Below are 26,266 nucleotides of genomic sequence, written 5' to 3' on the forward strand. Positions count from 1 at the left end.
ATTTAGAAGATTAAACAGCAAGGAAAATTCCTTGCTGTTTTTGTTTTAATCGAGTGGATTACCCACAATATTGCTAATAATCCCCTGCATAATATGCCCGCCTTGCTCACGGCGTAGTTCTGCATACCATGCTTGTGTAACGCCTTCATCTTTCATATGAGTCACATCACAGCGTTTACGCGCACGAAGTACCAGTTCATTTGCTCGTTCATTGCGCTTGTTTTGATAGCGTCGCAAAGCATCCTCTAGCCCCAAGGTGTTAATTTGCAGAGAACGCGCTAAATAAATCGCATCCTCCATCGCTTGGCAACCGCCTTGACCAATATCAGGTGTCGTGCTGTGTGCAGCATCACCTAAAATCACTACACGACCTTTATAAAATTGTGTAAATGGTTCAATGTCATGGATTTCTACCCGATTCGTCTTTTGCGGGTCTAAGCGCTCAATGAGTTGCTGTACTGGCAAACACCAATCCGCAAAATATTGTTTTAAAAGTTTTTTATAATCATCTCGATTATTGTCTAGACCTGCTGGCAAAGGCACATCTAAAAAGAAATAGAACTTGCCATCTGCAACTGGCATTAAAGACGCTCGCTTGCCTTCCCCCACATAAGTCGTCCATTGCTGAGCTGGGGCTAAATCTTCAGATATTTCAACCAAGCCATTCCAGTTCACATAACCCGCATAACGGCGCTGTACTTGTTGGCCCAACACATAGCTCCGTGTAAGTGAGTGGGTACCGTCAGCCCCAATTAATAGATCAGCCTGCGTTGAACTGCCATCTGCAAAATGGACCTCAACATAATCAGCTTTGTCTTGAAGGCTAACCATTTTTTTGCCTAAATAAATCTGATCTCTGCCAAATTCATCCATTAGCATATTTTGTAAATCGGCACGTGCAACTGGATATGGTCGTTGGCCTACTTCTTCAATTAATGGTAGTAAACTGAATTGTGTCATCACATCTCCAGTTAGACCATCCACATAGGCCAAATCATCCATTTGTCCACCAAGTTTAGCAATTTTGTCTGTTAATCCCAGATAGTTTAGACATTTCACACCATTCGACCACAGCGAAATTGCAGCGCCCACTGGAAGAATCTTTTCAGTTTGTTCAAAAATACGAACTTGGTGACCAAATTTTTTTAATGCAATGCCTGTGGTTAGACCTCCCATTCCCGCACCAATAATCACCACATTCATAACACGCTCCTATAGATATTCACCTATAGAGTGCTTATGCTAAAAACATGCCATCCTTCAAAATTTATTTAGCTTTTCCACAAAACTGGCATGCACCATGCTTATATATTTACATGTAAAACTCGTCTCAGCACGCTCCGTGTTGGCGCAGTTTTAAATGAAAAATCATGTTTTTAACAAGAAATACGGATAATCTACTATGGCAACATTGCATGCTCCAGCATTTGAACTTCCTGAAATTTTGAATACGAAAACCAATTTGGCAGATGCCCGAATTGGTGCACAAGTCATTGAGTGTTCAGATGATTTCTTTGCAGAAGCAAAGCGTATGCTGCAATTTGATGCACCTATTTTTGTTGAAGATAAATTTGATGACAACGGCAAATGGATGGATGGATGGGAGACGCGCCGTAAACGTCACGCAGGTTATGATTGGTGTATCGTGAAGCTCGGAGTAAGTGGAAAAATCAGCGCACTTGATATTGATACCAGCTTTTTCACAGGAAATTATCCAGCATCTGCATCTTTAGAAGCATGCTATGCACCAAATGGGGACCTGACAGGAGCAAAATGGGAAAGTGTTTTAGGAAATACTGGACTCGGCCCAAGCCAGCACCATATTTTTATGGTCAATAATGATGCACTTTTCACTCATATACGCCTTAATATTTTCCCAGATGGTGGTATTGCCCGTTTACGTGTCTATGGAGATGTTCATATTCAGGTAACTGACAGCGAGCAAACTCTCGATTTATTGGCTCTCGAAAATGGTGGCCGCGTAGTTGCCTATAGCGATGCGCATTTTGGCCATCCTCGTAATTTGATTAACCCTGGCCGTGGCGTCAATATGGGTGATGGATGGGAAACTAAACGCCGCCGAGCGCCGGGTTATGACTGGTGTATTCTTGCATTGGGTAAAAGTGGAAAAATTGAGAGACTTGAAATTGATACGGCTCACTTTAAAGGAAATTTCCCTGCCCAAGTATCCATTCAAGCGGTTTACCTTGAAAATGCAACCGATGCACAACTGATTCCACAAAGTATGTTCTGGTCTTATTTACTTGAAGCTCAACCGATGCAAATGGACCATATTCATGAATATGTGAATGAGATTTTACAGCATGAAAAAATCTCGCATATTCGCATTAATATGATTCCAGACGGGGGGATTAGTCGTGTTCGTTTATGGGGGAAAATTGCCAAGTCATGATCATGAAGAATGTTCAAATTCAGCCCTTAACAATTGAAAACTTTCAGCCCTTCGGAGAAGTCATCTGTTGTGACGGGCATGACTTTTTTCATATTAATGATGCCCACACCGAGCGCTACCATGCGCTCGTTGAAACTGAAATTGAAGGGGAAGCAAAGGCAGGAATTAGTATTTTCCGTAATATTAAGACCAGTGTACTACCTCTGGAAATTTCAATGCTAGAGCGCCATCCGAAAGGCTCTCAGGCATTTATTCCACTACAGCAACAAAAGTTTTTAATTATTGTGGCGCCCGCTCTGGATGAAAATACTCCTGATATTTCAAAGTTATGTGCTTTTATTTCAAATGGGAAGCAAAGTATTAATTATCGGGCAGGCACATGGCATCATCCTTTGCTTACCTTTGAGGCACCAAGTGATTTTGCGGTGGTAGATCGAATTGGAGGTGGAGCGAATTGTGATGTTTTTCAATTTCCATTTGCTATAAAAATTACGGCCTAAATTAAAATATACAGATCTGTCTATTTTTTAATTTAATGGTAGAACCCATTGTGGTGATTTCCAATAATTTAGGTTTACATAAAAAATCCCCGCCTATTGAGCGGGGATTTTTTAATTCTGTTTTAAACAGTGATATCGGCTAGGTTACCCTTCTGCTCAAGCCACTGTTTACGATCGGCCGAACGTTTTTTCGCAAGTAACTTATCGAGTAAACCTGCTGTAAAATGAGCATCATCTAGATCGAGTTGAACTAAACGACGTGTGTTTGGATCCATGGTCGTTTCACGTAGCTGAATCGCGTTCATCTCACCCAGTCCTTTGAATCGGGTAATTTGCGGATTACGATTGCCTTTCACATTTTTCAAGATGACTTCGAGCTCATCATCATCAAGCGCGTAATGGACATCTTTACCAATATCGATACGGAACAATGGTGGCATTGCTACATACAAATGTCCTTCTTCAACCAATGCTGGAAAGTGTTTAACGAATAAAGCACAAAGCAAAGTCGCAATGTGTAAACCATCCGAGTCGGCATCGGCCAAAATACAGATTTTGCCATAACGCAGCTCTGATAAGTCATCACTACCTGGGTCTACACCAATGGCAATCGCAATGTCATGAACTTCTTGAGAAGCCAAAACCTCATCTGAAGAAACTTCCCACGTATTTAAGATTTTTCCACGAATTGGCATGATGGCCTGAAAGTTTTTATCACGTGCTTGCTTGGCACTACCACCCGCCGAGTCACCCTCGACAATAAATAGCTCACTGTCTTCACGAGTTTGCCCAACACAGTCGGCCAATTTCCCCGGCAATGCAGGGCCAGAAACAATCTTTTTACGCTCGACTTTTTTAGCTGCTTTTAAACGACGACCTGCTTTAGAAATCGCCATTTCAGCCAGTTGCATGGCAATTTCAGCATGTTGGTTTAGCCAGAGTGAAAAAGCATCTTTAGCAATATTTAAAACAATATTAGAGGCCTCGCGACTAGAAAGACGCTCTTTGGTTTGACCTGAAAACTGCGGTTCTTGGAACTTGAGTGACAAAATATAGTTCACACCGTCCCAAACATCTTCTGCTGATAGTTTGAGATTACGTGGCAACAAGTTACGTAGCTCACAAAACTCACGTAATGCTTCAGTTACCCCTGAGCGCAAACCATTCACATGAGTACCGCCTTGTGCAGTTGGAATCAAGTTCACATAACTTTCTTGAACCTGCTCGCCGCCTTCTACATTCCAGCAGATTGCAAACTCACATGCCGCACGATCTGCCTGCCCACTACTTACGAAAGCAGGATTTGGCAAAATTTCGCGGTCTTGCAGTTCATCCATCAAATAATCGACGAGGCCATTTTCAAATTGCCATTCGATTTTTTCATCGTTAATCTGATCAATATAAATAATTTTTAAGCCTGCTGCTAAAACAGCTTTGGCTTTTAAATTGTGTTTAAGTGCTTTTAAAGCAAATTTCGGGCTATCAAAATATTTCGCTTCTGGCCAAAAATGTACCGTTGTACCTGTCGCGCGTTTTGGTGCTTTGCCTTCTAACACAGCCAAAGGTGCAACCGGTTCACCTTGCTCAAAGGCCATTTGATATAGGTTACCCTGACGTTGAACTTCCACCTCAACACGTGTTGATAAGGCGTTTACAACGGAAATACCCACACCATGCAAACCACCTGAAAATTGGTAATTATCGGTACTGAATTTACCACCCGCATGGAGCTTGGTCAGAATAATTTCGATACCACATTGGCCATATTCAGGATGAATATCAACCGGCATACCACGGCCATTATCTTCAACCGACAATGAACCATCTTTATAAACCGTGACACATATTTTGTCGGCATGACCAGCTAATGCTTCATCAACAGCATTATCAATAACTTCTTGGGCTAAATGGTTAGGTCGAGTCGTATCGGTATACATCCCTGGACGACGACGAACAGGGTCTAAACCAGAAAGGACTTCAAGCGATTGAGCCGTATATTGTGTCACGTTGTACGTTTTCCTTATTTGATGGTGTGCGCAAAGAATTCGATCACTAACGGTAATTTTTCTTCAAAATCTTCCATAGCATGATTGCCATGAGCATCCGTCAAAATCAATGAGGATGGCGTTGCAGCACTATAATAGCGTTGTGCTTGACGATAATCCAAAATTTCGTCGCCTTGTTGCAATAAGACGAGTATTTTGTCGGCATTTTTAGGTTGTTTCAGTTCCAGTTGTTGCAACTGTCGCAACTGAACATGATCAATTGACCATTGATCATTTACCACATAGGGCATGCTTTCAACTTGAAACAGCGCATCAAACAACTTCCATGGTTGCATAGCAGGATTAATCAGTACAGCAGGAATATTATATTTCGCGACAAAGTATGTCGCAAAAAAACCACCTAAACTACTACCAACCAATGCAACATCTTCCAGACTTTCAATAAGCTCTGAAACTTGCTCAACCACCTGATCTGGAGATCTATTGAGGTTTGGCAAATGCACATTAATCCCTAATTCGCTACAATACTGCTTAAGGCTTAGCCCTTTAATTGAAAGAGAGCTACTATTAAAACCATGGAGGTAGATAATATTCATATATTTCCCTCTAAATTGAGACAAATTCCACAATTTTGTTCTCAGTTTGTATAGAAAAGCACAATTGTTAGACAAGAAAAACCACTCAACTAACCATTCATCAGTATTTTAAAAAAATGTGTTATTTAAACTACTAAGATGGAAACGTTTACTGCCGTTGATAAAAAGTACAGCTTAAAACGTCGGTTATAACGTATATGGGGAAAAGATATGCCGAGCTTAACACCACTACATGAAACTTATTGTAAATGGGATCGTACGCCACCGAGTCAGGCAGACGTACTAGAAGGTTTAGCTCAACTGTTCAGCACCAGCTTAAATGGTGTACACGAATTAATACAAGTTATTAATATTGAAGTATTAAAAAATGCTTTTGGTATTAGCACACAAAATGCAAAAAACTTTCAAAAACGACCATTTGTGCAAAAGGCATATCAATTTTCTTATGGCGCTTTACAAAAATATGGTAGCTGTTTTTTAGCGCCAAGTTTACGTCATATTATTGAAAAGTATCCAACACTTCACGAAAAACCACTCACTCCAAGCCTACATTTTTTGGTTGGAATTTTGAATGGAATTTTTGGGGATTATCTGCTTAAACAGCACAGTCCACTCGCCTTACCCATGGTGCTATACGATCATTACGGTGCAATTCAACAAGGGGAACTTGCGGGACGTATTGTAATTTTGGTCCATGGTTTGTGTATGAATCATCTGACTTGGTCAAACGCACATTATGGCGGTATTGGGGAGCGCCTGTTAGCTCAACGTGACCATAACACGATGCTGTATTTAAATTACAATACCGGTCGACGCATTTCAGCCAATGGGCGTAGTTTTTCAAACTTATTAGAAGACTTGGTACAACGTAACCCAAGAATTACCAGTATTGATATCATTGGCCATAGCATGGGCGGATTGGTTTCTCGTAGCGCCTTGTTTTATGGCAAACAAAATATGTATCAATGGATCCATATGGTCGAGAATCTGGTATGCATTGGATCTCCACATCATGGCGCAGTCTTGGAACGCTTTGGCTTTACCATACAAGATAAACTTGGGGCTTTCCCTTTTGTGGGCTTAATTGGTCAACTGGTTAATATTCGTAGCAACGGCATTTTAGACCTACGCCACGGCAGCGTTCGTGATGACGACTGGGAATATATGGATGCCCGTATTGGCATGATGGATGATAACCGTGCTCCGGCTCCGCTACCTTCCCATATCAATACTTTTTTAGTGGCAGGCACCCTCGAGTTTGAAAAAGTACGCAACAAAGCGTTGACCGTAATTGGCGATTACTTAGTGAGTGTGAAAAGCGCACTAGGTGAACATCCTAATCCACGTTTTCAGCTCAAAGTTCCAGACTCTCATAAAGCCGTGTTTTATGGCTTAAATCACTTTGAAATTCAGTATCACTCAAGTGTTGCCGAACAAATTACTCGCTGGTTATATCCTCATGTGAATGATTATGTGCAAGAAGGTATTCAGACCCATATTATTGATATGCCGAACTATACGCTCGAAGATTTAGATGGAATTGTAGAGACATAAAAGAAGCCCAACTTTTGTTGGGCTTCTTTTAATTAATTAGCTTTTGTAGCAGGAAGAGCACCTATTGTTTCGCATCCCAAAGTAGAGGAAATACATTTTAAGTTACTATTAAAAATAGTTTTGACAGATTGTATTTTCCCTGTTTTATAAGATTTTATATTTGCTAAATAAATATATTGTCCTTTTTTTGAGTCATATGTTAACTGATCTCCCTGTAAGATATCTGTCGCTTTACTTTTATCCTCACTATCTGAATTTAAAATCGGTAATTCAATAAATTTATTATTTACGATATTATAAAAATATGCATTTGTAGTGAAATTTTTATACGGTTCTTTTACATAATCTATATTACTATTTTCTCGAATTCTAAAAGCTACAATATTTTTATCATTGTACAACAATGTAAAGTCAACATTAGATTTTAAAGGAACTTTACTTTCAAAAATATTATATACCTCTTTCCGATTTAAGATTTGAACTCCATATTTTTTTAAAGAATATTTAATCTCTTTTTTAGTTTTATTAATATTACCAAAATCCACTAATTTAATTTTTAAATTAGGATTTATAACTGTATATTTATTATAAGAATCTATGTATTCTATAGGTGAATTTATTTGGGTGGAATCTTGTAAATAGTCACTCCACTCATTATTTTCTTTTGCATAACAAATATTGAAAGAAACACTACAAGCGATCATCATTGCAAAAGAATTTAAAGCTTTCATAAGTACCTCAAAATTAATATGGTAAATTTGCATTTATAAATGGTATTGGGTCAATTCTTCCATCTAATCCTACCCCTAATAAGGGAGCACTTCTAGCTTCAAAATGAAGATGAGCACCTTTGGATATAGTGGTCATTTTATTCGCATTACCTGTTGCACCAGTTTTTCCAATCACTTCCCCAGTATCAACTGGATCACCTTTATCTACATCAATAACCGATAAATGAGCATAAAAGAAGTAGACATATTTATTTTTTGTAAGTTTAGTTTGAGCATATTTCTTTTGCTTTTCAGGTAAATCATTTATATCAACTTTTAAAACAATTACTTTACCATATGCTCCACCAGTTGCCCCAGCAAATGCAATAACGCCACCGCAGACTGCATATATTTTTGTACCTGGATTAGCTTGTAAATCAACACCTTGGTGATTTTTAGTACCATTGTTTCTTACTTTACCGAATGTTGCACCTTTAGCATTCGCTAAACCTGCTGTTCTTAATTTGCAATCTGCTAAAGGATTATGCCAATTATTATCTCCTCCAATATTATTTGTTGGGGCTTGTGAAGTATTAATTGTAATTTTAGATTCAGATTTTTCACTAGTACTGACTTTTGTCGTTTTCTGATTATTAGAAGTAGTTGATATTTTAGGAGCAGGAGTTGAAATTGTTTGGCCTTTCAATAGCTTTATAGTTTCATCCGTACTTAAATTTATTCCAGAAGTCTTGTTCTTATCTACAACATATTGATAAATATTTATATGCCCATCAATATAATTTCTTAGCCATGCTCCGTAAGCAGCTTTTGCATCACCTTTATACCGATTTAAAAAATCTGCAGCTTGCTTAGCGCCATTCTTTCCAAATTGAGTAAAAAGTAATTTTTTTGCACGTTCCTGACTTAAAGAGTTTAGTACAAAATTTTTCCCTCCTGTAGCTCCTTCATGATGTAGCAAATAAGCAAACTTAGCTATTGAACTTGGTTCTGTTAGTTTTTGATAGGGCAAACCAGATGATTTAAAATTACTAATTGCATAGGCAGCAGCAGCATCAATAGCCATTTCCGCATTAAATCTTAAATTTAATTTCTGCTGTATAGTTAGTTTAGGATTATTCAATACATATTGCCCAACTAATGAACTTTTATCCTTACACATAGCTAACCATGTTTCATCTAAGAATTGGGTCAATCCTGCTGCAGTACTCGAATTTGCTTTACTATTAGTATTCCATTCACCTGTCTTTCTTATTTTTGCTGCTTCAGCTTCAATAACAGCTGCTAAAGAGTGAGGGGTAAAACCATGTCTTTTAGCTGCGCTCACAATATAAGCTCGATATTTATTATTAACTGGTTTTAATAAAAAATTATCTTCTGTAAATTGTGCAGCAATTATATGAGTACTATTACCATTATCAGTACGCTTTTGCTCTATTTTTTCTTCAGGCATTTTGGGTGACGGTTGCTTATTTTTCAATTCATCTTTCGTAGATATGCTTTCAACTATAGGTTTTCCAATCCTTTTTAAATTATTCATAATCTGATTAACTGTTTCATTTAGTATTCCATCTTTTGCATAATGAGAACCTTCTACTTTCATTTTCCTTGATGTTAATTTTAGTACTTTTCTTCCTAATGGAAGCACTTGATGATCAGCGATCAAATCAAAAGTACCATTTAAGTTTTTAAAAAAAACTTTCAATCCTTTCGAATGATCTTGAATATTTATATCTTCAAAAATACTATTCTTTGTATTTCTAATAATTTTTTTCCCATCAAACTCTAATTGAATAGTAGCTTTTAATATAGGCTTAAAAGAAAGATCCATTAAAATAATCTTTAATTGGGTTTCAAAATTATTAGTGTTATTTACATCATTTTGTAAATAAATCTTTTGCCCAATTTTAAGATTATGAATCATTCTACCTGATAATGAATTAATTCTAGCTAACTCTTTTACTGAGGTATGATGCTTTTTTGAAATTCCCCAAAGAGTATCACCTGATTTAACAATATAAATTTTTGACATAAATTACACCTATTCTTCTAAGTTATTTTCTTCAGCTTGCATACCATGCTCACCTATTTCGAATTCTTCTTCATGTTCTTCTTCATAATTATCTTCATCGTCAAATATACTTGACCAATCATCAAAGCCAATCAGAGCTTGATATCGTTTTGCCTCATCCTGAAGAGATAAATTACTTTTCCCTCTTAAATCTGTTTTACCCTCCCAAATAATTTCTTTTTTGTCCGGTTCATACAGCTGTATTTTTGCATTTTCTATACCATTTCCAGCTAAACTAGCAAATAAAAAATCAACAGCATAAGGCCCAATTTTTGGCAATTCAGGGACTTCATAAGAAACCTTAGCCCCACTCGTAAACAAATGCTGCCCAGCTTTACTTTCAAACTTACCGCCTGTTGTTGAAAATACGCCATCCGCATTAATTTTGAGCTGCGACCCACCTGCTGTTAATACAATTTCTTTTGGACTGGTAAGCTCGATTTTTTCTTCAGTAGAAATGAGCTTAATGACCTTCTTGGCAATCGCTTCAATAGCATCATCTTGCGCTTGTAGTTCGAGCTTCCCTTTTGCGGCATAAGCACGTAAACCCTTTTGCGCAGCAAACAAACTGATTTTGTCTTGTGCATGCCCAATAATATTTTTCTGTGCACTTAAATTAATTGAACCGCTGGCACTTTCAGCAATATCTTGCGAAGCTTGCAGAATAATATTTTCAGGTGTCGTTAAAGCGATACCATTTGGCGATGCTAATAACATAAGCGCTTGTCTAAAGATTTTGCCTTGTTCTTGCTGTTTCGCATCTGCACTACTTTCTAAACCTTGGGTATAACCTTCCATAAAACCTTGCAAAGAACTCAATGCTTTTGATGGTGATACTTCTAATTTACTGCCTTTACTAAACGTTCCACATACACTTCTCATGTCAAAGTCTTTAGTCTCGACATTGGCTAAGACTTTTCCAACCACTTGAATGCTTTCAAATGGATTTTTATGAATGCGGTCTTTAATGCTGGCAAGTTTTCCTTTAACCATGTCACCACCATGCTCTTCAACATTTTCAATAAATGCTTTTAAATTCTCTACCGCATCTTTAGCGTCGGTAAAGAAAGCATTAAATTCGTCTACAACGCTTTTTGCATTTCCACCTAGCGCACCAATGTCTTGAATAAAGCCACCGCAGTCTTTTAAGGCGTGAATAGGATCATTATTAATCCCTTCTTTAAACAGGTTCACCGTACTGTTTAACGCCTGCCCTGTGGTTTTTAGTTCAAGTGACTGGATAAATTTGGGTAAGCGATTAATCACATTTAAGGCATCAGTTTGTTGCTTGGCTGCAACTTCACTAAGCATTTTCATGCTTTCATAGCCTTGTGAAAGTAAAGATTGTGCTTGTGCGGCCTCTAAATGGTCTGCAATCGCTTGCTCTTGTGCATAGGTACTAATGAGCATACCTTTACCTGCACGCACAGCTCCCCAAGCATCTGTTCTAAGCTCAAAGCCTTCTCCACGACCTTGGCTCGTCGCTTGTTCTTTCGGATGGCTCAAATTACCTAAATTCAGTTGCGTCGTTGCATGACTACTTTGTAGTTGGGTACTAATTTGCCCAGTTGTGTCATCAAAGCGTAATTGGTTAAACCCGCTGCCATTAACTTCCTGACTGCGAATCCCGCTCAGTTTTTTAGTATCAGGAAGCTGTCCTTTTACATCGAATTTGGTTGGTGAACGCTGTGCCTCATGGATGCGTCCGGTCACAAATGGACGGTCAATATTGCCATCAAAGAAGTCAATGACAACCACTTCACCAATACGGGGTAAGAAGCGTGCTCCATAGCCTTCACCTGCCCAAGGAGTCAGTACATCAACCCAAGCCGAGTCCGTATCATTGTCATTGCTACCTGCGCCACCATCATGGCCATGATCATCACTACGGGTAAATAGAAAGCGTACTTTGATACGTCCCCATTCATCTACATGAATAGTCTCTCCCTCTGGCCCCACGACTTTCGCTCTTTGTGGGTAGGCCATTGGTCGATGCAGTTCCGGATTATATTCAGGTGCAGTTTTAATTTGACGGCGTATTAAGGTCAGTTCATTACCTTGACGCTCTATATCATCATAACCATGTTGATCCCAACGGCTTTGGGTTAACAACTGGCTAACTTGCAGTTGTAAATCTTTAGGTAAGTTATTTTGGTTATAGAAATTTTTAGCAATAATCAGGAACTCTTGATCTGCTCCCTCATGCTGATCAATTTCAGGATGTTCGCGTAGATTAAACCAATAGCCGACTTGGCTATCGCGGACACTACTATAGGCCTTAAAATATTTGGCCTGACTTGCATACATATCCGTAAATTGCTGATTTAATTTTTCTAACTGATTACTACTTGAAGCGGTAGCTTGATCTTCCCCTTTTAAATCTTGCATCCAAGCTGGGCTCATGTGCCATGCTTGTTCAAGGCTTAAACTCGCTGAATCAAATTGCTCTGAATGTATGTGTGTAGTGATAACTGAACCTACACCTTCTTCATGTGCCAGAGCATCAGGTTGCCAACGCTGCACGTGTACAGCAGTCGGCTGCAAAGTCCGCACCGCAACAAAACCTGTAATACTATCTTGATATTCTGTTGCACTACTTCTGTGATAGCGAATGCTACGACGTGCTAAAGCTTGGTACTGACTATTGTCATCAATGAGTCTCAGTTTTTGAGGTTGTATTGGTGCAGTAAAATGAGGAACAAAAAGTTCTTTTTCATCAACCAGCCAACTAATACTTTCACTTCGCCACAAACGCGTCAGAAAGTCATAATCAGATTCATTGTGTTGCATAATAAATGGGCGAATATCATAACTCTGGCTTAGCCCACTAAGGTCAAGACTTAAACTTGTCGCAAAAAGCTGACTTTTTTCTTGCCACTCTTTAAATAAAATTTCCGTGACTTCAATAATACTTTTATTCATAAAAACACGACTATTACGGCGTTTGTGCCATAAATTTGTCGCATCTTTTAAAGTGAGTTTATAAAGCGTTAACGCACCGTCACTTTGACCATAACAGGCTTCTGTTATAATTCCCGTAATTCGAAATAATTGTCCTGAATCAGTTACTTGATCAACAGCAATTTGTGCCCCTATAAATTGCTTGAGTGCAATTTGGGCACTCGTTGAAAGACAAATTAACTCAGCTTCAATTTCCCCATTTAGCTGATGTTGGCCTTCGATACGTTGCAAGAAAACTTGGTTATTGAGCAATTCATTAGAAAATTGCACGTGAATCGCACGTTTTTGCGCACTTAACCCTATTTTTTCCAAAACATTAAATATATTAAAAAGCATTTTTTATAATCATAAGGATATAAAACGGCTGCACTTTATAAAAAACAGACCTATCTGTCTACAAAATTATGCTTTATTTCTATCAATTTTTTTATATTTTCACTCATTCGAAAGTAATAAAAAAAGCCCAACATCAAGTTGGGCTTTTTTTATTCTGTTTAAACTCTTTTTTTAGCAGTTTTAAACACTGGATAAAAACGGAATAACTGCCATAAACAGACCAGTAATAGCAAAATGAAATAGACCAATGACCAAACTGGTAAAGATTGACCTAAAAAGGTCCAGTCAATTGCAGCGCACTCACCTGAGCCAGAAAGCACTTCTTGCAAAACTGCTTTCATAGGTAAAGCCTCAACTAAATAGTTTAAACCCGGTCCACAACTCGGTACTTGATCTGCTGGTAAATGCTGAATCCAAACATGACGACCTGCTACTCCGACTGACCATAAAATTGCGATGCCAGCCAAAAAAGCATAAAAGCGTTTAATCGCGTTGGAAACCGGGTTATGCAAAAATGCAATCAGTGCCACAAGGCCCATCGCCATTAAGCCAACACGTTGAAAAATACAGAGCGGACATGGCTCTAAACCTTTTACATGTTCCAGATACAACGCAAAAGACATGCCGACAATACTTGCCAAAACAAGTAGTCCACTCACCAAACGGTAACTTAATCGCATGTAAAACCTCGTTTTATTATCGATATTGTTCAAGATATTGGTCAAAACTGACCTGAGTATCTTGCTCAAGTTGTTCTTGCTGCTGTAAAGATTGTGCAGCCAATTGTTCAAAATGTTTCAAAGTTTCCACACTAAGCTCATGCTGCTCATAACTTTCAGCATGTAGCTGTGCCATGTGGCTACCAAAACTCCAAGTTCCACCATGCTTTAACGTATCGTCAATAACATGTGCAGACAAAGTCTCATCAACTTCATCAATTCGTGCTTGCATGATGGCTAATGCTGAACCATACAGCTCCGTTGCATAGGTCTGATCGAGTAGCTGTGCACAATCTTGCATTTTTGCAATATATAAACGTGCCCAATCTTCGATGTGATATGACCCTGTTAAATCAGTAATGGTTGCATTCGGCGCTCGACCTCGGTTTACCACCTCGGTCTGATTTTTCTCAACCAAGTCTTGTTCAGGACCTAACAACTCTGGACTGTCACTTAGCAAACAATAAAGTGCTAACACTTCAAGAAAGCCTGCCGTCGTTTCATCAACACCAATTGCCGAGTAGGGATTTACATCAACAGCACGTAGCTCAACATATCCCACTCCCCGATTTTTCAAGGCTTGAGACGGCGTTTCACCTGCTTGAGGCACCTGTTTTGGGCGTACAAGACTGTAATATTCATTCTCAATCTGCAAAACATGATCATTAATTTGCAACGGCTCACCAGCGGCATCATTTAACCCTAAACGGCTAAATGGTGGGTAAGGAGAATGAACGGCTTTTTGTAAACCATCCAGATAGCCAGTCAAATTGTTGTAATGAATACCTAAGCTTTTTTGAGCTGAGTTTTGATAACCCAATCGTCCCATGCGGAGTGCAGTAGCATACGGTAAATAGTATGAACCTTTGATTAAAGGCAACAACTGATGTTTATGTCCAGTTAAGAAACAACGACATACCGTGGGGCTTGCACCCACTAAAAACATAACCAGTGGTGTTAAACGAATAAAATTACGAATAAGACCAAAATAACGATGGCTACGATAATCCTGCAAACTTAATGATTTTAATTGTTCGTTAGTTTCATGAGCTTGTAGCTCGGCAAAAAGTGTATCTGGGAAAGATAAATTATAATGCACACCTGAAATCGTCTGCATACGACGACCATAACGAATTCCCAACCCACGGCGGTATAGTGTTTTAAAGCGACCAATATTAGAAGTGCCGTATTGTGCTAGGCGAATCCGTTCTTCATTGTCGTCTAACATACATGGCATCGAAAGCGGCCAGAGTTTTTCACCATTTTCTAAATGACGGTGCACAACCACATGAATATCGGTGAGCTCATGCAAAGCTTCCTCAATCGTTGGCTTAGGTGAGGTAATAAACTCCATCAACGCTTCTGAATAATCAGTCGTAATTTGCGGATGTGTTAAAGCTGAACCTAATGCTTTTGGATGTAACTCTTGCGATAAGAACCCATTACTTTGCATACGTAGGCTTTCACGCTCTATTCCACGTAACATGCCTTGTAGTAGCGACGAATCCACCCAAGCAGGAATAACTGATTGAGAGGGTGTAGTGGGTTGACTCATGCATTTGCTCGCTTATTAAAGATCACTATATACAAAATCGTGAGATGATACGGCTATTTATATAAACACATCATTCCAGTTTGGCAATTTTTATCACAATCTTGTTATTTAAGACACGAAAGAATTGTGATTTTATTGAAGAATAATTGCTAAAGAGTTGTCAATATCATGAACGATCAAGACATTTTAAACTTCTGGTTTTCACCTGAACACCGTTCACTTTGGTTTGCAAAAAGTGATGATTTTGACAAAAAAATTCGTGAAAATTTTTCTGACGTTCATCGACAGGCAACTCAAGCAGAACTCTGGTCTTGGCGAAAAACGGCTGAAGGCCGTCTGGCAGAGATTATTGTACTAGACCAGTTTTCTCGCAACATTTATCGTGATAAACCCGAATCTTTTGCCTATGACAGCTTGGCATTAGCTTTGGCACAAGAAACCATTAGCTTGCAACTTGATGCACAGCTTAATCCAGAGCAACGCTCTTTTTTATATATGCCATTTATGCATAGTGAATCAAAATTGATCCATGAATTTGCCTTAAAATTATTTCAACGCCTCGGCAATGAAATTAATTTAAGCTTTGAGAAAAAACATAAAGTGATTATTGATCGATTCGGGCGCTATCCGCATCGCAATGCCATTCTCGGACGTGTTTCCACGCCAGAGGAAACCGAATTTTTATTAGAACCGAACAGTAGTTTTTAAAACTTCTTCATTTTTAATGCTGAGTCATCTATTTTTCAATGCTCAGCTGGGAGTTCATCATGAAATATCTCTCTCTTTGTTTAGCCTTAGGCACTGCCTTAACTTTAACTGCGTGTGCAACGACTCCAAGTAAACCAAGAACCTTTGATCAGCTTGGCCAGTTTTCCGCATATCCTTTAAATGCCCAAACGTTCCGTATTAGTTTTCAAGCCGACCCTAATATGAGTTATGGCAGAGCTGAAGAAATTACCTTGGTGAAATCAGCACAAACGACCATACAAAAAGGTTTCCGCTTTTTTAAAGTACAAAATGACCCAAGTAATCAGAGCCAGAAACCACCACGTCAAGCCGTGGTTTATCCATCTGCGCCAAGTTTTTACCCCTATGGTTACGGTCGTCGTTACCCTGGTTTCTGGCATGATCCGTTCTATGATTACCCACAAGTGGTCAATATCGACCCTGTTCAAGTATCGTATACTATTGAATGTTATCGGGATCAAAAGCAGGCTCCTCAGGACGCTTTTGATGCAACCTTGATCTTGAAATCAATCGGACAAAAATATGGATTGAGTCCGACAGGAGAGCTGTTGCCACCGCCCGAGCCCTCAGTAAAACAAAAATGAATAGGATAAATTTATGAACATGGCAGAAGAAGTCCACCACGTGCCCAGTCTTAAACGTAGCAAATATTTTGCTACTCTAGCGCTTATTATTGTCGTTGTGCTGTGGATTGCACTGATGGTGGCTGATCGTTTTCTGCCAGAGTACACAGGTTTTATTCATATTTTAATGTTAGGGGCAGAAGCTGGTGTAGTCGGTGGTTTAGCCGACTGGTACGCGATTACCGTTCTGTTTCGGAACCCATTTGGTAAATTACCCATTCCTAAGTTTTTACGCGATCATACCGAGATTATTCCGCGCAACAAAGCTCGCATTGCAGAATCAATGGGCCGTTTTGTACAAGAAAATTTTCTTTCGCCTCAAGTGGTTGAACGAAGCTTAGAAAAAACTGACTTAAGCCTTGCAATTGGTCAATGGTTGGCAAGCCCACAAAACAATACGCAAGTGGTACAGCTCATTCAGCAAACCGTACCGAAAATTTTTGAATTTGTGAGCCAAGATCAGATTGCCAACTTTGTGCAAAACAATAGTGTGCAATGGGTGCGTAATACTGAAGTCAATAAACTCGCAAGTGAAATACTGCGTGCGGTACTGGAAAATGATTTCCACCAAGACGTTTTACAACGTGGACTTGATATCGCCCACGAGTGGGTGGTACAAAACCCAGATAAAACCCGTGAATTAACCCGAAAAATGTTTAAAGCACTTGGTGTCTGGTCACTTGCAAAAGGCGCAAGCTGGATTGGTATTGATGTTCAACAACGCACCATCGACTCATTGGTTGAAAAAGTAGAATCGATGCTGGCAGACCCTGAACACCCATGGCGACAAGAAATTGAAACCATTGCCCACTCTCTCATGCTTGAGCTGGCAAAACCAGACAGCGTTGCTAGCCAACGTCTCAACAGCGGTAAAGATGCTCTTCTAGATAGTCCGCAAGTCTTAAATTTCATCAGTGGTGCTGTCACCATTTTGTGTGATGCCATTAAAGAAGATTTAATGAAAAAAGACTCTGGTATTGCGATGAACCTTCGAGCTGCTATTCAGCAATTGGGTGAAAACCTTGTTCAAAATGCCAAAGTACGCGAAGTATTGAACAAAGAAATGACAGGTCTTGCGCTGACTTTTACAGATCAATATAGCCATAAAATCATTAGATATGTCAGCGAGCGCATTCATGAATGGGATTCGCGCGAAATGATCGGGAAAATTGAAAACGAAGTCGGTGGCGACCTACATATGATCCGTGTGAACGGCGTTGTGGTCGGGGCATTTATTGGTTTAACACTCGGTGTCATTCGGGCTGTGATTGAATCAATTTTATAACTTTAATATTTTTAATAAGAGAACAATATGCTACAGCTACAGTCAAAATTGGCCACTCAAGGCGTGACTATTTTCAGTACCATGACGGCAATGGCACATCGATTAGGTGCTCTCAACCTGTCACAAGGCTTTCCAGATTTTCCGGCACCACAAGCCTTACTGGAAGCTTTATCACAGGCGACTTTAGCTGGACATAATCAGTACCCACCCGGCGATGGTATTCTCGGTTTACGTGAACAACTCGCTTTACAATTTCAGCAGCGTGACCAACTTCAACTTGACCCTGTAACGCAAATCACGATTACTCCCGGTGCAACCATAGCAATTTTCTGTGCCATACAAGCCTGCATCAATGCAGGTGATGAAGTCATTATTTTTGACCCAAGTTACGACAGCTATGGCCCTTCTGTCGAGTTAGCAGGCGGCAAGGCAGTTCATATTGCCCTGCAAGCACCTGACTTTAAGGTGCACTGGCAACAAGTTAAAGATTTAATTAATGACAAAACCCGTATGATTGTGGTGAATACGCCTCACAATCCAACTGGCACCATCTGGGAAAAACAAGATTGGTTAGAACTGATTGCACTGATTCAAGATAAAAACATTGTGGTTTTATCCGATGAAGTCTATGAACACCTAGTCTTTGATGGTCAACAACACTTTAGTGCTTTGCATTTTCCAGAGCTCAGAGAGCGTAGTTTTGTAATTGGGTCTTTTGGAAAAACCTTCCATGTCACTGGTTGGAAAACAGGCTACTGTGTCGCTTCACCTGAGTTAATGTGTTTATTCCGCCAGATTTACCAATATGCGAATTTCTGTGGCACGACACCTTGCCAGATTGCTTTAGCGCAATATATGGAGCAGCATTCAGAACATATTCAAGAGCTTTCGCAGTTTTACCAGACTAAGCGAGATCGTTTTAATCAGGCAATTCACAATAGCCGTTTTTTACTAAAACCATCTCAAGGTACTTATTTCCAAAATCTTGATTACAGTCAAATTAGACCCGACCTAAATGATGTAGAAATGTGCCAGTTTCTTGCCGAGCAACATAAAATTGTGGCTATTCCTGTTTCGGTGTTTTACCAGCAAGCGCCGGAGTCTTTACGCCTGATTCGTTTCTGCTTTGCTAAAAATGATGTAACTCTGCAAAAAGCAGGAGAAATTCTGAATCAATGTTAATAAATTTAGCTACTTAGCACAGTAAAAACACTACAAGTCATTTGCTCCAACTATGCTAAGTTAGATATCTGCCCCGCTCATCAAAGAGATGGGCGATGGAGAACACATGCCACCAAGACAGTCTTTAATTCATCAGCAAAATCTATGGAAAACATTTTTTGTTTTCTTGCTGCCTCTGATTGCAACCAATATTTTGCAGAACTTGTCGGGGACGATTAACACCATCTTCGTTGGTCAAATGATGGGGGTAGACGCGATTGCCGCCGTCTCGGTTTTTTTCCCTATTTTATTTTTGCTCCTCGCTTTTATTATCGGGATTTCAACGGGTACGACTGTTTTAGTAGGGCAAGCATGGGGCGCGCAAAATATAGAGAAAGTCCAAAGTGTGGTCGGTTCTACCCTGTTTATGACATTGATTGGGGGAGTAATTACCGCGATTATTGGTGTGTTTTTTGCCCATGATATTTTAGAGTTATTGGGTACTGACCCCAAGGTGATGCATCTCTCTTTGCCTTATGTGCAATGGATGCTGGCGGGTAGCCCGCTTCTGTTTGTCTATATTATTTACACTTCAATTTTACGTGGTGTGGGTGACAGTACAACCCCATTAATTGCCCTTGCTTTAACCAGTGTGATTGGCTTGGTGATTACCCCAATATTACTTAAAGGTTATTTTGGTTTACCTGCTCTGGGAATTATTGCTCCTGCCATTGCCACCATTACAGGATATGTGGCTATCTTAATTTTTCTTGCGATTTATCTGAACAAGAAAAATCATCCGCTTCGACCAAATCGGCAGCTTTTGCAACATATCCGTCACAATCCAGAACTGAGCAAAATCATTTTGCGCTTAGGCGTTCCAACTGGCATTCAAATGATTACGACCTCAATGGCTGGCTTGGTTATTGTTGGATTAGTTAACCATTACGGTTCGCATGCGACAGCAGCCTATGGTGCGGTGAATCAGGTGCTCAATTACATCCAGTTCCCTGCTTTATCAATCTCAATTGCAGCTTCAATTTTTGCCGCACAAGCGATTGGCGCAGGTAAATCAGAACTATTAGCTCGAGTAACCCGTACAGCCTTGGGAATGAACTTTTTATTTACAGGTGCCTTAATTGCACTTGGCTATCTATTTTCAAAATATTTAATGGCTTTGTTTATTACTGACCCAACTGTGGTGGTATTAGGTCAACAGCTTTTATTTATTGTACTGTGGGCAATTCTATTCTTTGGGGCAGGTGCCATTTTTGCATCGATCATGCGTGCCAGCGGAACCGTGACTGTCCCAATGCTACTTAATATTTCTGCTATTTTATTTATTGAAATTCCATGTGCTTACTGGTTTAGCTCAATATGGGGGCTTAAAGGAATCTGGGTTGCCTATGCCTTGGCATTTGTCAGTTTATGTATTATTCAAGGCTTGTATTACCAATTTATCTGGAAGAAAAAGAAGATCATAGTTCTTATTTAGAACGATTCAAACCTCATAAAAAAAGCCATCATTTGATGGCTTTTTTACTTTAAAAATTATTTCATTAACTTGGTCACAATCGTAGAAGCACGTTGATATCCTGTTGGGAATAAACGCTGGAAAGCATCAAGAATTTTTGCGTCACTGCCAATCAATAAACGGCGTTTATTTTTCAATACTGCTTGTAAAATTTGACGAGCTGCCTCTTCAGGTGGAGTACGTAGTAACTTGTCAAAGTTTTGGATCGATTTTGTTGGGTCCATACCCAAACTATTCAGGCTATCGCTCATTTTTGCAGATTTAGCAATATTGGTGCGAATGCCGCCCGGATGAACACACAAAGAGCTTACGCCACTTTTTTCAATATCTAACTCTTGACGCAATGACTCAGTGAAACCACGTACAGCAAATTTAGTCGCGTTATAACCAGATTGAGTAGGTTGAGCAGTCAGACCAAATAAGCTCGAGATGTTAATAATATGGCCATCTTGAGTTTGCTTAATGAACGGTAAAAACTCTTTAGTACCGTACACCACACCCCAGAAATTAATCCCAACAATCCACTCTAAATCTTCGTAGGTCGCACCTTCAACAGTTGAACCTAACGCAACGCCAGCATTGTTAAAAATCAGGTTAACCGAGCCATGATCTTGAACTGTTTCTTGTGCCCACTGCTTTACTGCTTCACGGTCAGAAACATCAAGTTTTTTAGTGGTAACAGTAATATCGCTATACGGTTTTAAAAGCTCAACAGTTTGCGCTAATCCCTTTTCATTAATATCGCTTAATGAAAGATGGCAGCCCTGTTTTGCCAAAAGAATTGCTAACTGTTGTCCAATGCCCGAACCCGCGCCCGTAATTGCAGCGACTTTGTTTTTAAAATTTTTCATTGTCCATCCTTTGTTTTTCGATATTTGCACAGTCGGTTCATTGCATGTGCAATTCAGACCTCTTCAATATAATTTTGACAATATCCATTGTCAATATAGTACACTGTAATTTCAGATAGAATGGCACAATTCTGCTGAGAGCTTTATCATAGTAAGCATATTTGGCCAAAACCTATAAATTAGGAAAGCATTCATTAGGACACGACTTATTTATGGCGACAAACGACTCAACCAGTAAAAAGAAAACAAAAACTGTGAGTAAAGAACGTCAGTTCAAAGGGTTATCTCTATCTGAACGTAAAGAGGCACGCCGTGAAAAACTGATTGAAGCAGGTATTGCGACCTACGGAACGCTCGGTTTTTTTTCAGTGACCGTCAAGGATGTCTGCCAAGAAGCAAAACTCACAGAACGCTATTTTTATGAATCATTTAAAAAGAGTGAAGATTTATTCCAAACCATCTTTTTAAAAATGATTGAAGAATTACAGCAAAACTTAATGCAAGCTGTCATTAAAGCGACACCCGATCCAGAAAAAATGGTGGATGCTGGCTTAAGAGCATTGTTGACGACATTAAAAAACGACCCAAGATTAGCTCGCATTGTCTATGTTGACGCAGTTTTGGTCCAAGAATTACATAATCAGGCCACCATTCAAGAGACACTTGCGCAATTTGATCGCATGATTCAGGCCTTTGTTATGTTGACCATGCCGCAAATTCAACATCATGAAAATGAGCTCTCTTTAATCGCCACTGGCTTAAATGGATATGTCACTCAAATTGCAATTCGATGGGTCATGGGAGGGTTTGAGCAGTCTCTTGAGCAGGTTTTAACCGCATGCCGTATCGTTTTCTTATCTTTATTAGCTCAAGTTTCAAAATAATATTAAAGTTTTTTGACAGCCATAAATATGAGAATATTAAAAGCTTTTAAGAAGGTAACATATTGAATGGCTTTAAGAATATTTAGTCTTTCATGTCACAATTTGGTCATACCTTTGCCTTACTTTTGTCACAAATTATTGCTAAATTTAATTTTATAGACTTTTCTGCAATGAAATTGTCATAATTAATCTTTGTAATAAGCCTGTCATAACTACAAAACGGTTCACCGTTAAATCTATAGGATATTGCGCTGTGAAAGATGACTATATTTTAATTGTCGATGATGAGCTTCCTATTCGCGAAATGATCCATACTTCTTTGGACATGGCAGGCTTTCAGTGTTTACAGGCAGAAGATGCCAAACAAGCTCATCAAATTATCGTCGACCAACGTCCGGCGCTTATCTTGCTTGATTGGATGTTACCTGGAGGCGTAAGTGGTGTTGATTTATGTCGCCGCTTAAAACGAGATGAAAACCTAGCAGAAATTCCAGTCATCATGTTGACTGCCCGCGGAGAAGAAGACCATAAAGTACAAGGTCTTGACGCAGGTGCAGATGACTACATGACTAAGCCGTTCTCAACACGTGAACTGGTTTCACGTATTAAGGCAGTTCTTCGTCGTGCTAATGCATTAAGTGGCGAAAAAACCATTGATGCCAATGGATTAATTCTTGATCCTGTAAGTCAGCGTGTCAGCTTTGGCAACAGCATTTTAGATATGGGTCCAACTGAATACCGCTTACTTGCATTTTTTATGACCCATCCAGAGCGTGCATATACACGTGCCCAGTTGCTCGATCAGGTGTGGGGCGGTAATGTATATATTGAAGATCGAACTATCGATGTACATATCCGTCGTTTACGTAAAGTTTTAGAGCCTTTCGGTGTTGACCGATTTGTTCAGACTGTGCGTGGAACAGGCTACCGCTTCTCAACACGTGCAGATTTAGCCGCAGGTTAACCAAGATTTATGTATGAACCCTACCCCGTCCCCGAACAGGTACGTGAACAAAAGCTTTCCCGCTACAGTAGTTTATGGACGTTTGCCAAACAAGATTTACGGCTCTTATTATTTTTTCTAATTATTGCCGGTTTAGTCGGTTTAGGCCTTGGGTATTTCTGGAGCTGTATTTTTATCGCCTTTGTGGTGTTTTTTACACTCCAGTTGCGTTCTTTATATCTGGTCAATGACTGGATTGCGAATAAGCCTTATGACGTTCCTCCAAATCTTAACGGGATTTGGGGGGCATTATTATTTAATGTTTACCGTGCTCAGCGTCAGGAGCGAATTGTTCAGGCCGAAATGGTCGGTTTAATTGACCGAGCTCAGTCATCTTTGGTTGCACTTGCTGAAGCCGTTGTTTTGATTGATGACCAACATCAAATCGAGTGGTGGAACCCTGCTGCTGAACGTTTGTTAGGCATCAGCCCTCTCGACCGTGGTCGTAACTTATTAACGATTTTACGCCAGCCGACTTTTATTGAATATTTTAACAATATTGATCAGGCACCCGATGGTATCAAGCTCCACTCTAATTTCGATGATGACCGTTATGTACAGGTTAAACTCACACGATTTGGTGGAGAAAGTCGTTTATTAGTGGCTTACGATGTTACGCGTATGCACAACCTTGAACAAATGCGTAAAGACTTCGTCGATAATATTTCTCATGAACTTCGTACGCCTTTAACGGTACTGAGTGGTTATATCGAGACATTTACCGATCAGGAAGATATTAGTCCACGCTGGAAACGTGCATTTGATCAGATGCAGTCACAAACCAAGCGCATGAATGCTTTGGTGAATGATTTACTATTGTTATCAAATTTAGAAAACAACAAGAAAGTTGCAAAAAATCAGATTATTGAAATGCCGAGCTTAATGAATCAACTCTTTGATGATGCTCAGGCCTACAATGCCGATTATGGACACACGCTCAATTTACATATTGATAGTCACTGTGACCTGATTGGTTCTGACATGGAAATTGCCAGCGCGTTTAGTAACTTAATTACCAATGCTATTAAGTACACACCAAAAGGTGGAACCATTACCATTGGTTGGCACGATGACGGTGAACACGCTTACTTTAGTGTACAAGACACAGGCATCGGGATTAACCCAAAACATTTACCACGTTTAACTGAACGCTTCTACCGAGTTGACAGCGACCGTAGTCGTCAAACTGGTGGTACAGGTTTAGGTTTGGCCATTGTGAAACACGTATTGATGCAACATGGCGCGTATTTAGATGTGCAATCTAAAGAAAATGAAGGTTCAACGTTTACTGTAGTTTTTCCAAAAGAAAGACTATATAACATGACCTAAATCCCTCTTCAAATATAAAAAGCCGGCTCATGAGAAGTCGGCTTTTTTGTAGCATTTAAACCCATTTACTTAGAAGTTGAGCAATAGGACTTGGTCTCATTTTTCTCGATTACGTTTAAAAAGTGAGTGGCAAAAGTATTGCTCTGACGCAGTGCATCACGATGATCTCCGCCATCAATCGTTTGATAGATGGTCGGTTTTTTTAATTTACATAGCTGCTGATAATAAGCAGATGTCCCTCTAGGGTCGACTAAATGATCTTTAGAACCCTGAACAATCATTAATGGTACGGTCGGCACCATATTTTCAATGGACTGTTGTTTTAGATAAGCCAAAAGAGGTTTTAAGTCTGCATTAGGGCGAAATATGCTAGAAGGAGATTTCTTCAAATCAGATTGAAGTTCAGATAAACAACGACTGCGCGCTTGAGTTAGCACCGCATTCATTTCTGCACTGACTAAATTTTCAGGAACAATACTTGGTTCTGCGGCTTGTGCTCCCAATAATACAATCGGAAAAAAAGCAGCCACACTAGGTTCTGGGTTCGGATTAGTTTTCACGTATTCTGCAATACCCTCATATTGATAGCCGCCTGGCGCAAGAGCGATCGCTCCTTTTAAATCTAATTCGGGTGCATCTTTTTGACCATAGGCAGATACGGCAATTGCCGCAGCCCCGCCTTGACTATGTCCCATCACCAACCACTGTTTATTAAAATCTTTAGGCTTGAGCATATGTAATGCCCGCACCGCATCGACCACCGTATGTAGCTGGCTCTTTGCATTCATATAAGGATGCGCACCTAATGTACCTAAGCCCTGGTAATCAGGTGCGACAACTGCATAGCCACGTGCAAGCCATGCATCTAAAGCTTTGGAAGCAACTTCTTGGTATGAATGAACTGGTCCGCCCCCATAATCACCCGAAGGTGCACATGTGTCGGCAACTCCCGTCGTACCATGCGCCCAAGCAAGTACAGGCCAGCCATTTTTTGGAGGTGTGCCTTTGGGTAATAAAACAAAAGCCGATGCAACAATAGCTTCGCCCTGAATACCTCGACTACGATAATTTACCAATAAGCGCTGATCTGCATGAGGAAATAAACTCGTCACCTCTTGCTGTTCTAAAGACAATATTGAACCCGGTTTTTCGCTCACAATTTGCTTATTCAAATCTGTAATTGGTGCAGCCATAGCAGAGCCAGACACTAAACACGCACAGCTAAGTAAAGTTTTTAAAAAAGAATTACTTTTTCTAATCAAGGGATTACTCCTCTATTATTTACACTATATATTTTTAAATAATCAATTTATAAAATATAAATTACCATAAAATTATCTATATTTATATTCAAAGCAAAATAAATTACCTTTATATAACCACTTAAAATTTAATTAAAATATATTTTAA

The 26,266-nt window shown here is 39.5% G+C and carries 21 protein-coding genes; 11 read left to right on the plus strand and 10 right to left on the minus strand.

What is annotated here, in order from left to right; all coding sequences use genetic code 11:
- Positions 1-45: 45 nt before the first annotated feature.
- Positions 46-1,203 (minus strand): FAD-dependent urate hydroxylase HpxO, encoded by a 1,158-nt coding sequence (gene hpxO / locus OD757_RS12255; RefSeq protein WP_263032046.1) that lies wholly within the window; start codon positions 1,201-1,203, stop codon positions 46-48.
- A 199-nt stretch (positions 1,204-1,402) separates the two neighbouring features.
- Here hpxO and alc point away from each other — a divergent pair, with 199 nt between their 5' ends.
- The gene (gene alc, locus OD757_RS12260; RefSeq protein ID WP_263032047.1) at positions 1,403-2,413 is read left to right on the plus strand and encodes an allantoicase; all 1,011 of its coding nucleotides are present in this window, start codon (positions 1,403-1,405) and stop codon (positions 2,411-2,413) included.
- Positions 2,410-2,913 (plus strand): ureidoglycolate lyase, encoded by a 504-nt coding sequence (locus OD757_RS12265; RefSeq protein WP_263032048.1) that lies wholly within the window; start codon positions 2,410-2,412, stop codon positions 2,911-2,913. The genes alc and OD757_RS12265 overlap by 4 nt, the downstream gene beginning before the upstream one ends.
- 122 nt (positions 2,914-3,035) lie before the next feature.
- Here OD757_RS12265 and parE read toward each other — a convergent pair whose 3' ends face one another.
- Positions 3,036-4,919, minus strand: coding sequence for a DNA topoisomerase IV subunit B (gene parE / locus OD757_RS12270; RefSeq protein ID WP_263032049.1), 1,884 nt, complete (start codon positions 4,917-4,919; stop codon positions 3,036-3,038).
- A 14-nt stretch (positions 4,920-4,933) separates the two neighbouring features.
- Positions 4,934-5,515 carry a YqiA/YcfP family alpha/beta fold hydrolase gene (locus OD757_RS12275; protein WP_263032050.1) on the minus strand — a complete coding sequence of 194 codons (582 nt, stop codon included), beginning with the start codon at positions 5,513-5,515 and terminating at the stop codon, positions 4,934-4,936.
- Between the two features lie 210 nt (positions 5,516-5,725).
- On the opposite strand from OD757_RS12275, the gene OD757_RS12280 reads away from it, so the two are divergent.
- Positions 5,726-7,069 carry an alpha/beta fold hydrolase gene (locus tag OD757_RS12280; RefSeq protein ID WP_009391427.1) on the plus strand — a complete coding sequence of 448 codons (1,344 nt, stop codon included), beginning with the start codon at positions 5,726-5,728 and terminating at the stop codon, positions 7,067-7,069.
- A 32-nt stretch (positions 7,070-7,101) separates the two neighbouring features.
- Here OD757_RS12280 and OD757_RS12285 read toward each other — a convergent pair whose 3' ends face one another.
- The 5 genes from OD757_RS12285 to gshA all read right to left on the minus strand — a co-directional run bounded on the left by OD757_RS12285 (position 7,102) and on the right by gshA (position 15,439).
- On the minus strand, positions 7,102-7,833 hold the full coding sequence (locus OD757_RS12285; protein WP_263032051.1) for a hypothetical protein: 732 nt from the start codon (positions 7,831-7,833) through the stop codon (positions 7,102-7,104).
- Entirely contained in the window at positions 7,814-9,829 is a 2,016-nt protein-coding gene (locus tag OD757_RS12290; RefSeq protein WP_263032052.1) for a peptidoglycan DD-metalloendopeptidase family protein, read from the minus strand. Before OD757_RS12290 ends, OD757_RS12285 begins: the two co-directional genes overlap by 20 nt.
- 9 nt (positions 9,830-9,838) lie before the next feature.
- A complete protein-coding gene (locus tag OD757_RS12295) occupies positions 9,839-13,165 on the minus strand; it encodes a type VI secretion system Vgr family protein (protein WP_263032053.1) in 3,327 nt (1,108 codons plus the stop codon).
- A gap of 158 nt (positions 13,166-13,323) precedes the next feature.
- Positions 13,324-13,845 (minus strand): disulfide bond formation protein B, encoded by a 522-nt coding sequence (locus OD757_RS12300; protein WP_009391350.1) that lies wholly within the window; start codon positions 13,843-13,845, stop codon positions 13,324-13,326.
- 16 nt (positions 13,846-13,861) lie between these two features.
- Positions 13,862-15,439 carry a glutamate--cysteine ligase gene (gshA, locus tag OD757_RS12305; protein ID WP_263032054.1) on the minus strand — a complete coding sequence of 526 codons (1,578 nt, stop codon included), beginning with the start codon at positions 15,437-15,439 and terminating at the stop codon, positions 13,862-13,864.
- A 168-nt stretch (positions 15,440-15,607) separates the two neighbouring features.
- Between gshA and OD757_RS12310 the strand changes: the two genes are divergently transcribed.
- From OD757_RS12310 to OD757_RS12330, 5 genes are all read left to right on the plus strand, one after another.
- On the plus strand, positions 15,608-16,147 hold the full coding sequence (locus tag OD757_RS12310; RefSeq protein WP_263032055.1) for a DUF924 family protein: 540 nt from the start codon (positions 15,608-15,610) through the stop codon (positions 16,145-16,147).
- A 59-nt stretch (positions 16,148-16,206) separates the two neighbouring features.
- The gene (locus tag OD757_RS12315; RefSeq protein ID WP_262144500.1) at positions 16,207-16,770 is read left to right on the plus strand and encodes a CC0125/CC1285 family lipoprotein; all 564 of its coding nucleotides are present in this window, start codon (positions 16,207-16,209) and stop codon (positions 16,768-16,770) included.
- A 13-nt stretch (positions 16,771-16,783) separates the two neighbouring features.
- Entirely contained in the window at positions 16,784-18,094 is a 1,311-nt protein-coding gene (locus OD757_RS12320; RefSeq protein WP_263032056.1) for a DUF445 domain-containing protein, read from the plus strand.
- A 27-nt stretch (positions 18,095-18,121) separates the two neighbouring features.
- On the plus strand, positions 18,122-19,276 hold the full coding sequence (locus tag OD757_RS12325) for a pyridoxal phosphate-dependent aminotransferase (RefSeq protein ID WP_263032057.1): 1,155 nt from the start codon (positions 18,122-18,124) through the stop codon (positions 19,274-19,276).
- A gap of 106 nt (positions 19,277-19,382) precedes the next feature.
- Positions 19,383-20,750 (plus strand): MATE family efflux transporter, encoded by a 1,368-nt coding sequence (locus OD757_RS12330; RefSeq protein ID WP_263032058.1) that lies wholly within the window; start codon positions 19,383-19,385, stop codon positions 20,748-20,750.
- 56 nt (positions 20,751-20,806) lie between these two features.
- Here the strand turns inward: OD757_RS12330 and OD757_RS12335 are convergent, their stop codons facing one another.
- The gene (locus OD757_RS12335; protein ID WP_009391374.1) at positions 20,807-21,640 is read right to left on the minus strand and encodes an SDR family NAD(P)-dependent oxidoreductase; all 834 of its coding nucleotides are present in this window, start codon (positions 21,638-21,640) and stop codon (positions 20,807-20,809) included.
- Between the two features lie 212 nt (positions 21,641-21,852).
- Between OD757_RS12335 and OD757_RS12340 the strand changes: the two genes are divergently transcribed.
- From OD757_RS12340 to phoR, 3 genes are all read left to right on the plus strand, one after another.
- Complete coding sequence (locus OD757_RS12340) at positions 21,853-22,524, plus strand: TetR/AcrR family transcriptional regulator (RefSeq protein ID WP_009391386.1); 672 nt, start codon at positions 21,853-21,855, stop codon at positions 22,522-22,524.
- Between the two features lie 253 nt (positions 22,525-22,777).
- On the plus strand, positions 22,778-23,488 hold the full coding sequence (gene phoB / locus OD757_RS12345) for a phosphate regulon transcriptional regulator PhoB (RefSeq protein WP_000650776.1): 711 nt from the start codon (positions 22,778-22,780) through the stop codon (positions 23,486-23,488).
- Between the two features lie 9 nt (positions 23,489-23,497).
- On the plus strand, positions 23,498-24,856 hold the full coding sequence (gene phoR / locus OD757_RS12350; protein WP_009391354.1) for a phosphate regulon sensor histidine kinase PhoR: 1,359 nt from the start codon (positions 23,498-23,500) through the stop codon (positions 24,854-24,856).
- 65 nt (positions 24,857-24,921) lie between these two features.
- Here phoR and OD757_RS12355 read toward each other — a convergent pair whose 3' ends face one another.
- A complete protein-coding gene (locus tag OD757_RS12355; RefSeq protein ID WP_263032059.1) occupies positions 24,922-26,118 on the minus strand; it encodes a lysophospholipase in 1,197 nt (398 codons plus the stop codon).
- Positions 26,119-26,266: the final 148 nt, after the last annotated feature.

Origin of the sequence: Acinetobacter sp. AYS6, from assembly GCF_025630795.1 — a bacterium.
Lineage (GTDB): Bacteria > Pseudomonadota > Gammaproteobacteria > Pseudomonadales > Moraxellaceae > Acinetobacter.